Annotated in this window: 9 protein-coding genes; all 9 read right to left on the reverse strand. The window is 62.1% G+C overall.

The window, feature by feature from the left end:
* Positions 1 to 657, reverse strand: a 657-nt coding sequence (dagF, locus tag AAC083_RS18580; protein WP_108537389.1) for a 2-dehydro-3-deoxy-phosphogluconate aldolase, incomplete at its 3' end; no start/stop codon positions are given.
* Complete coding sequence (locus AAC083_RS18585) at positions 657 to 1772, reverse strand: DgaE family pyridoxal phosphate-dependent ammonia lyase (RefSeq protein WP_108537390.1); 1116 nt, start codon at positions 1770 to 1772, stop codon at positions 657 to 659. The genes AAC083_RS18585 and dagF, both read right to left, overlap by 1 nt.
* Entirely contained in the window at positions 1756 to 2895 is a 1140-nt protein-coding gene (locus tag AAC083_RS18590; protein WP_108537391.1) for an amidohydrolase/deacetylase family metallohydrolase, read from the reverse strand. The genes AAC083_RS18585 and AAC083_RS18590 overlap by 17 nt, the downstream gene beginning before the upstream one ends.
* Before the next feature lie 42 nt (positions 2896 to 2937).
* Positions 2938 to 3588 (reverse strand): DUF4310 family protein, encoded by a 651-nt coding sequence (locus AAC083_RS18595; RefSeq protein WP_042039086.1) that lies wholly within the window; start codon positions 3586 to 3588, stop codon positions 2938 to 2940.
* 11 nt (positions 3589 to 3599) lie between these two features.
* Positions 3600 to 4376, reverse strand: coding sequence for a DUF4311 domain-containing protein (locus tag AAC083_RS18600; protein ID WP_042039084.1), 777 nt, complete (start codon positions 4374 to 4376; stop codon positions 3600 to 3602).
* Between the two features lie 40 nt (positions 4377 to 4416).
* On the reverse strand, positions 4417 to 4713 hold the full coding sequence (locus tag AAC083_RS18605; protein ID WP_108537392.1) for a DUF4312 family protein: 297 nt from the start codon (positions 4711 to 4713) through the stop codon (positions 4417 to 4419).
* On the reverse strand, positions 4713 to 5078 hold the full coding sequence (locus AAC083_RS18610; protein WP_042039079.1) for a glycine-rich SFCGS family protein: 366 nt from the start codon (positions 5076 to 5078) through the stop codon (positions 4713 to 4715). Before AAC083_RS18610 ends, AAC083_RS18605 begins: the two co-directional genes overlap by 1 nt.
* The gene (locus tag AAC083_RS18615) at positions 5079 to 5441 is read right to left on the reverse strand and encodes a transcriptional regulator (RefSeq protein ID WP_108537393.1); all 363 of its coding nucleotides are present in this window, start codon (positions 5439 to 5441) and stop codon (positions 5079 to 5081) included.
* A 317-nt stretch (positions 5442 to 5758) separates the two neighbouring features.
* On the reverse strand, positions 5759 to 6904 hold the full coding sequence (gene degS / locus AAC083_RS18620; RefSeq protein WP_108537394.1) for an outer membrane-stress sensor serine endopeptidase DegS: 1146 nt from the start codon (positions 6902 to 6904) through the stop codon (positions 5759 to 5761).
* Between the last annotated feature and the right edge of the window lie 204 nt (positions 6905 to 7108).

Raw genomic sequence — 7108 nt, forward strand, 5'->3', positions numbered from 1 at the left:
GCTGTAGACGTGGGGGATCACCTTCTCGACACCGGCGTTCAGCGCAATCCGCACTATCTCCTCGAAGTTTTCCAGATCGATGCCACCGGTGGGCTCCAGCCAGAAGTCGTGGCGGGCGCAGGCTTCGGCCACCGCCTGATACTCGTCGCGGCAGGCCAGCCCGCCCATGGGGAAGAACTTGACCGAGCTGCCGCCCATGTCCTTGAGCAGGGCGATGGCGGTATCGATGGGGACAATGCCGTCCGGCTGCCGGGCACTGAGGGGGCCGGTTGAGATCTTCACCATGCCCGGCGTACCGGTGGGGGAGATAAGGCCATTCACCAGCGTTTGTGACTGGCCGAGCAACGCCCGGCTGGCGCCGACCCCGGTGAACACCTGGTTGACGTGCTGGGGCTGCAGCTGGCGAGCCAGCTCGGCGACCATGGCGGACTGGCGCGGATCGCCAGCCCCCAGTCCGATGGAGAGGGCGTTGTCGATAAGGGCCGCATACTCCTTCATATCGGTGACCGCAGCGGGGATATCCGGATAGTTTTTGGAGAGCACGCCGACCAGCACATGACCTTCAGCTGCGTCGTACACCGCGACGGCGTTCTCTTTGGAACCTGCCAGTACGTTGAGGCAGACACGATCACGGTAGTAGTTGGGAGTAAGGGACATCAGCGATTCTCCTGTACGAGGTTGGCAATGGCGGCATGGATCTGGTCGAGCTGGGGGATGGTGACGCTGCGCACATCGATCTCGATGTGCCCCTCGTTGGCCTTGTAGCCACGGCAGTAGATGGCGGGATTGCCCTGCTGCAGGCGGGTGACGAGCTGCACAGTGGTCATGCCGATCTGCTGGTGGTCAAACGCGATATCTGTGCGGGCAATGTCACGTCCTGCACTGTCCCACACTACCTTGGCGGTGACGCCGGGCAGCTGGTTGAGGCGTTCGATGAAGGGGCTCATTTTGGCGACCATGGTGGCGCCGCTCTCCTTCTCTTTGGCCAGATAGCGCTCGATGGCGTGGGTCAGGCCGAGGATCCCCTCCTTGCCCACCTTCATGGCGCGGCCGATGCCGTTGGCCTGCTGTTTGACCCACTCCACGTATTGCCGCTTGCCGAGCACCAGCCCGCTGGTGGGCCCTTCGATGGCCTTGGCGCCGCTGTAGATGACCAGATCCGCACCCTGGTTGTAATAGAGCCGCAGATCTTCTTCCGCAGCGGCATCGACGATCAGAGGCAGGTTGTGTGCCCGGGCCACCTCGGCGGCCTCGGCCACCGACAGAATGCTCTTCTGCACGCAGTGGTGGGACTTGATATAGAGAATGGCGGCGGTGTTGGCATTGATGGCGGCGGTCAGTTGGGCAGGGGAGCACTCGTTGGCATAGCCAGCCTCCACCACCTTGCCGCCACCCAGATTGACCATGGTGCCGACCGGGGCGCCAAAGTTGACGTTGTGTCCCTTGGGCAGCGCGATTTCGCTCGGCACCCCGTGGGCATGGGCGTGCAGCTGCTCAAGGCGGTAGGGGTCGCCACGCACTATCACGGCGGCCACCGACTGGGCGATACCGGCGCTGGCGCAGGAGACCACCACCGCATCCTCCACATCCAGCAAGCCAGCCAGATAGGCGCCTGTCTTGTTGACCAGATCCTTGACCTCGAAGTAGTGGCCGAGGCCGAAGTTGACCGCATCGACCACCTCCTGCTCGGGGGTGGAGACACCGAGAATGGTCATGCGCCCGGAGGCGTTGATCACCGGTTTGAGCTGATATTTCTCATAAACAGAAGGCATGGTGTGATTTCCCATTGTGAGTCAGAACCAGTTCGCCCCCCACCAGGGAGGCGAGAGGCAGCAGTTGTTGGTCACCGTTGCGGGACTGGGCTTCGGTATCCATAAACAGTGTCGGGCCGCTGGTGACCTCGAACAGGGTCAGGTCGGCATCGGCGCCCACCTCAAGTCGCCCCTTGCCGGTCAGCCGCAGTGCATCGGCCGCGTGGTGGGTGACACAGGCCAGTACCTGCTCCAGCGTCATGCCGATGGCGAGAAACTTCGACATCACGTGGGCCAGGCTGTAGACCGGCCCCTTGATACGGTTCTTGCAGTAGATATCGGAGCTGATGGTGTGGGGCAGGATCCCCTGACGGATGGCAAGCTCCGCCACGTCAAAGCTGAAGCTGGCGCCGCCGTGGCCAATGTCGAGCAACATGCCGCGCTGCATCGCCTCGCGCACCGCGACCCGCAGCTCGCCAGTCGGGGTCAGGATGCGGTTCGGTTTGCCGTTGAAGCAGTGGGTCAGCAGGTCGCCATCCCCCAGCAGGGTCACAATCTCGTCCAGATCCGGCGGCGTGTTGCCCACGTGTACCATCAGCGGCAGCTGGCCGTGGGCCTGTTGCAGCGCCTTGGCCATGCGCAGCGGTTGCAGGCCGTTTTCGCCCACCACGCTGCCGCTCATGCGCGCCTTGATGCCGACGATAAGCTCGGGATGGCGACGAATGGCTGCCGAGGCGAGCGACATATCCAGATCCCGGCTATCGGCCAGTTCGTTCTGGTGCAGCAGGCCGATGCGGGCGATGTTGAGCAGGGCGTGCACCCGGGTCTTGCAGCCAGCGGCGATCCGCTGGAAGTCGTCCACATCGTCGGCCCCTGTGCTGCCCGCGTCGATGACGGTGGTGACGCCGGATTCCACCCCGACCTTGTCCGGTTCATCGTGATAGATGGGGGAGGCGGGGTAGCAGTGGGTGTGGCCGTCAATCCAGCCTGCGCTCACATGAATACGACCGGCGAGCTCAAGGGTCTCTCTGGCAACCGCCTCAGCAGGCAGGTGACCAATGGCCGCCAGTTTGCCCTCCTTGATGGCGATATCGACGAGCTGGCCATCTCCCTGGCGCCCGGCTCTGATGATCATGTCATGCATGGTGATGACCTCGAAGAGGCCGCCCCTCAGGGCGGCGAGTGCTTATGCCAGGGCGACCGGGAAGAAGGTGCCGAGCAGCATGGCCCCCAGGATAGCGCCGCCTGTGATGGGCTTGTTCCACACGTAGAACAGCAGTGCACCCAGCAGTGAACCCAGTCCTATGGGGATGGAGGCCCCCATGGCGGAGAGGATGATCAAGGGGCCAAGGAAGCGGCCCGAGCTGTTGCCAGCCCCCATCATCACGTCGGCGCCGTAGGTAGAGTTGCTCTGGTTGATGGTGAACTTGCGCGCCAGAATGATGATGCCGCCAATAGCAAGCCCGATGGCCATACCGGTAGCCAGCGAGGCGCCAAAGTTCTCCACCGGATAGACGATACCGGCACCCAGCAACAGGGCGGGCACGCCCAGCCCGACCCCGGTCTGGATGGCGCCGCCAATATCCAGGATCCCCACCAGCGATCCCTCGATGATGCGGGCAAACAGGAAGCTGGCACCGAATGCGGCGACCGCGCCGTAGGCGCCTGTGTCCATGCCGGCTTTTAGCATGGCGACGAAGGCCACCTCGTTGAAGGCACCGACCCCGTACAGGTAGAACATGTGGGTCCCGGCAAAGACGCCGGCCGAGAGCAGGCCGACGAAGATGGGGAAGGACCAGTCGGCGTACCAGAAGTTGTTTCTCAGTTTCTCATCCATGGCATGGCCCCTTATTTGCCGCTAAGCAGGTTATGGACGTTCTCCAGCCACAGGGGAATGCCCAGGTGGAAGGATTCAATCAGTTTAATGTCGAAGCCGCGGAAGAAGCCGCTCAGCACGAACAGCAGCACGATGGCGGCCATCATCACGCGAGTGACGTGGTTCCAGCCGCTCTCCTCTACCCCCTTGCCGATCAGGATGCCGAGCACCAGCCCCGGTACTGCGTTGCCCATGATGAGTTGCGCCAGACCGCCGAAGATGGTGGCCCAGAAGCCGGATTTCTTGCCCGCCTCGATGGCGGCGAGCCAGAAGATGACCGGCATGACGGTGTTGACCAACAGGTTTGCAGCCGGTACCAGCACCTTGACGGCGGTGACTTGCAGGGCTTCCGGCACAGCAGCGGCCGTGCTGTTGAGGAAAGCGACGACGATGGCGCCTATGATGCCGCCGGCGATGGCCATCTTTTTCGGGTCATGCAAGGTGGTGGCGAGATCCCGATTCTTGACCAGCAGTGCGGCTGTGGCCCAGTGCGGAATGATGCGGTGGTCCACGTCCTGGGTGAAGGCACCGGCCGCCACCGTCGAGGCCCAGGCGTTGAAGAAGAAGCCGAGGCCGAACGAGAAGTGGGAGGCGGGATCCCCTTCGCAGGAGTTGAGCTCGCCCAGGGTACGGAAAGCGCCCATGCCCTGTACGGTCGGGGCGTGGAACATCCGCGCCGCGCCAGCCCCCACCCCGACGCCCACCAGGCCGCCGATGATGAGTGACTTGATAAATATGATTAGAAACATCCAGGGTATCCTTCTTGTGAGGTGGTGCCAGCGGGTGGCGTCACACCCGGGTGAACGTGACTTGTTCGGCGTCCAGGCTGGTGACCTTGACCGTGATCTCGAGCTGGACGCGAAACTCGTGGCGCTGGCGCGGCAGGAAGAAGAACAGGAACTTCTCCACCCGGACTGACTCTTCGGCCTTGAGCACCTGCACCTCGACCGGTTCGATCCGTAGCATCACGCGCGGGTTGTCCTTGAGCAGGGTTGGTTGCACCTGACTGAGGGCGGCGGCGAACGCCTGTTGGCGGGTCGTCCCCTTGCCGTTGACGATGACCTGGGTGGTGAAGTTCTCTTTCATCAGACGCGTCCGTGCTTCTTTGCGAAGGCTTCGACCAGCTTCTGGCCCAGCTCTTCCTTGTCCATGAAGCCGAAGCCCAGCACCACGCAGCCGTCATTGATGGCGGTGACACCCTCCTCGACGGAACGCATGCCATAGCGGCACTTGTAGCCGTATTTGGTCTGGGCCGTGATGGCACCGGCGCCACCGCTGCCGCAGAAGGAGATGCCAAGATCCGCCTGCTCCTTGTTCATCACATCACCGAGCTTCATGTCGGCGGCCATACCAGGGATCACGGTCACGCTGGCACCGGCGGTTTCTGCCCCTGCACCCACTTTCTGGCCCTTGCCGAGACGATCTCCAATCACGAGTTTGATGGCTGACATTTAGATATCTCCTTTGAGTGAGCTGAGTTCGTTTTCTTTGGCGACTTCGAAATGGACGGACAAGAGGTGAGCCTCTTCATAGGCCAGCTTGTCCAGCCAGGCGACGACCTGTTCGGCCAGCCGCAGGGAAAGGGGGGAGATCTCCTCGAACAGGCTGAGGTCGACCTCTGGCAAGGATTCGCCGCTATGGGAGCGCCACACCATGGCCTTGACATGGGAGGCCAGCATCTGCCGTTGCACCTCGTTGGGGATGATGCCCTGTTCGGCCAGCAGGGGATGGATGCGTGCCAGGACCAGGTCGGTCTTGCGCAGCAACGCCGGGCTGTTCGGGGTCAGGGTCTGGTCGTGGGTCTCTGTTTGCAATGTCTGCTCTCCAAGGCTGGCAGAAGGGATGGCGTTACCCTAAGCCCGCAGGGGCGTGCAGAGGAGGCAGCGTTTTTCCGATTCGAAGCGGAAATTCCCGTGCGCTTGGGCTGAAAACGGTGATTTTTGTGCGTTGGTGGGGGCGGAGGGCTGCTATCGGGGCCAACTTAGTGTGATCAAAGGCACACTTGGCCCGCGGGACTGACCCGATAAGGCTTGGCGGAAACTGTGAGTCGCCTCACGGATGATAAGGAAAAGAAGGGGCGCAGAGATGACAAAGGGCGGTATCCCGCCCTTGTAATGGAGAGCACTGAGCGTCAGCTGGCGGCAGCGGCACTCGCGTTGGCATTGTCCTTGTTCTTGTTCTGTTGTCTTTGCTGGTAGCGCAGGTCTTCTTCTATGGTGACCTGCACCTCCAGTGGCTTGCCATCGCGAAACACCGAGATAGTGAGCTTGGTGCCGGGGCGGCTCTCGACGATCTTGTCCATGGCGGAGCGCACGCCACTGATGGCTTCCCCGTTGATCTTGAGCAGCACATCTCCCCGTGCCAGCCCCCCCCTGGCCGCTGGGCCATTGGGATCCAGGTTCTCGATCACCAGGCCACGCAGATCGCCCAGGTTCATCATGCGGGCCACTATGGGGTTGATCTCGACGCTGGAGATGCCGAGGTAGCCGCGGATGACCCGGCCATTGGCGATCAGCTCGTCCATGATCCGCTTGGCCAGCTTGTAGGGGATGGCGAAGCTGATGCCATAGCTCTCCTGATTGCTATTGAGATGATAGGCGGCCGTGTTGATGCCGACCAGATCGCCACGGCCGTTGACCAGGGCGCCACCTGAGTTGCCCTCGTTGATGGCGGCATCGGTCTGCAACAGATCCTGCCGCCCGTTGCTGTCCGGCCCCATGCTGGAGAGACCGATCCGGCCGGTGGCACTGATAATGCCTTGAGTGATGGTCTGGCCGACGTTGTAGGGGTTGCCGATGGCGAGCACTACATCCCCCACATCCGGCAGCCGATCGGGATCCTGCGGGATCACCGGCAGGTTATCCGACTCTATGTAGAGCACCGCCAGATCGGTCAGCTGATCGGTACCGACCAGCTCGGCACTGAACACGCGGCCATCCTGCAGCGCGACTATTATCTGGTCCGCATCGGCGATGACATGGTAGTTGGTCAGCACATGGCCACGCGGGTTCATGATGACGCCCGAACCCAGCCCCTGAGGCCTGAGTTCGGCCTGGTTGCCCTGATTGCGGGCGAAGCTGCGGGTATAAATGTTGACGACGGCAGGGCCGGCCCGGTGTGCCGCATAGGAGAAGCTCAGATCGCGGGCATTGGTGATGAGGCCAGGCAGCTGGGCACCGCCACGGAAATCGGGAAACATCAGCAACAGGAGAGCCGCCACGGTTAAACCGAAGCCGATAGACTTGCCCAAGTAACTGATCAAAGGTGGGATTTTCATGTCATTCTCATCCGTACATGCAGCGCGCAGAGAATAACACTATCGGTGGATAAAAATCACCCGCGGCGACGGCCGCGGGTGTGAGGGCGTTAACGTAAAACCAGATAGAGGGAGGACTCCCCGCGCTGTATGTTCAGTGCCAGTACCTCGGGCTTGTTCTTGAGCGCCTTGGTCAGCTCCTCCAGCGAGTTGATGTGCAGGCGG

Origin of the sequence: Aeromonas sp. HMWF014 (assembly GCF_963878295.1) — a bacterium.
GTDB lineage: Bacteria > Pseudomonadota > Gammaproteobacteria > Enterobacterales > Aeromonadaceae > Aeromonas > Aeromonas popoffii.

Bases quoted from the DNA above. Each gene is read 5' to 3' on its own strand.
- AAC083_RS18605 (WP_108537392.1), bottom strand. From the start codon at position 4,713: ATGAAAGAGAACTTCACCACCCAGGTCATCGTCAACGGCAAGGGGACG.
- AAC083_RS18590 (WP_108537391.1), bottom strand. From the start codon at position 2,895: ATGCATGACATGATCATCAGAGCCGGGCGCCAGGGAGATGGCCAGCTC.
- AAC083_RS18595 (WP_042039086.1), bottom strand. From the start codon at position 3,588: ATGGATGAGAAACTGAGAAACAACTTCTGGTACGCCGACTGGTCCTTC.
- AAC083_RS18600 (WP_042039084.1), bottom strand. From the start codon at position 4,376: ATGTTTCTAATCATATTTATCAAGTCACTCATCATCGGCGGCCTGGTG.
- AAC083_RS18585 (WP_108537390.1), bottom strand. From the start codon at position 1,772: ATGCCTTCTGTTTATGAGAAATATCAGCTCAAACCGGTGATCAACGCC.
- degS (WP_108537394.1), bottom strand. From the start codon at position 6,904: ATGAAAATCCCACCTTTGATCAGTTACTTGGGCAAGTCTATCGGCTTC.
- AAC083_RS18610 (WP_042039079.1), bottom strand. From the start codon at position 5,078: ATGTCAGCCATCAAACTCGTGATTGGAGATCGTCTCGGCAAGGGCCAG.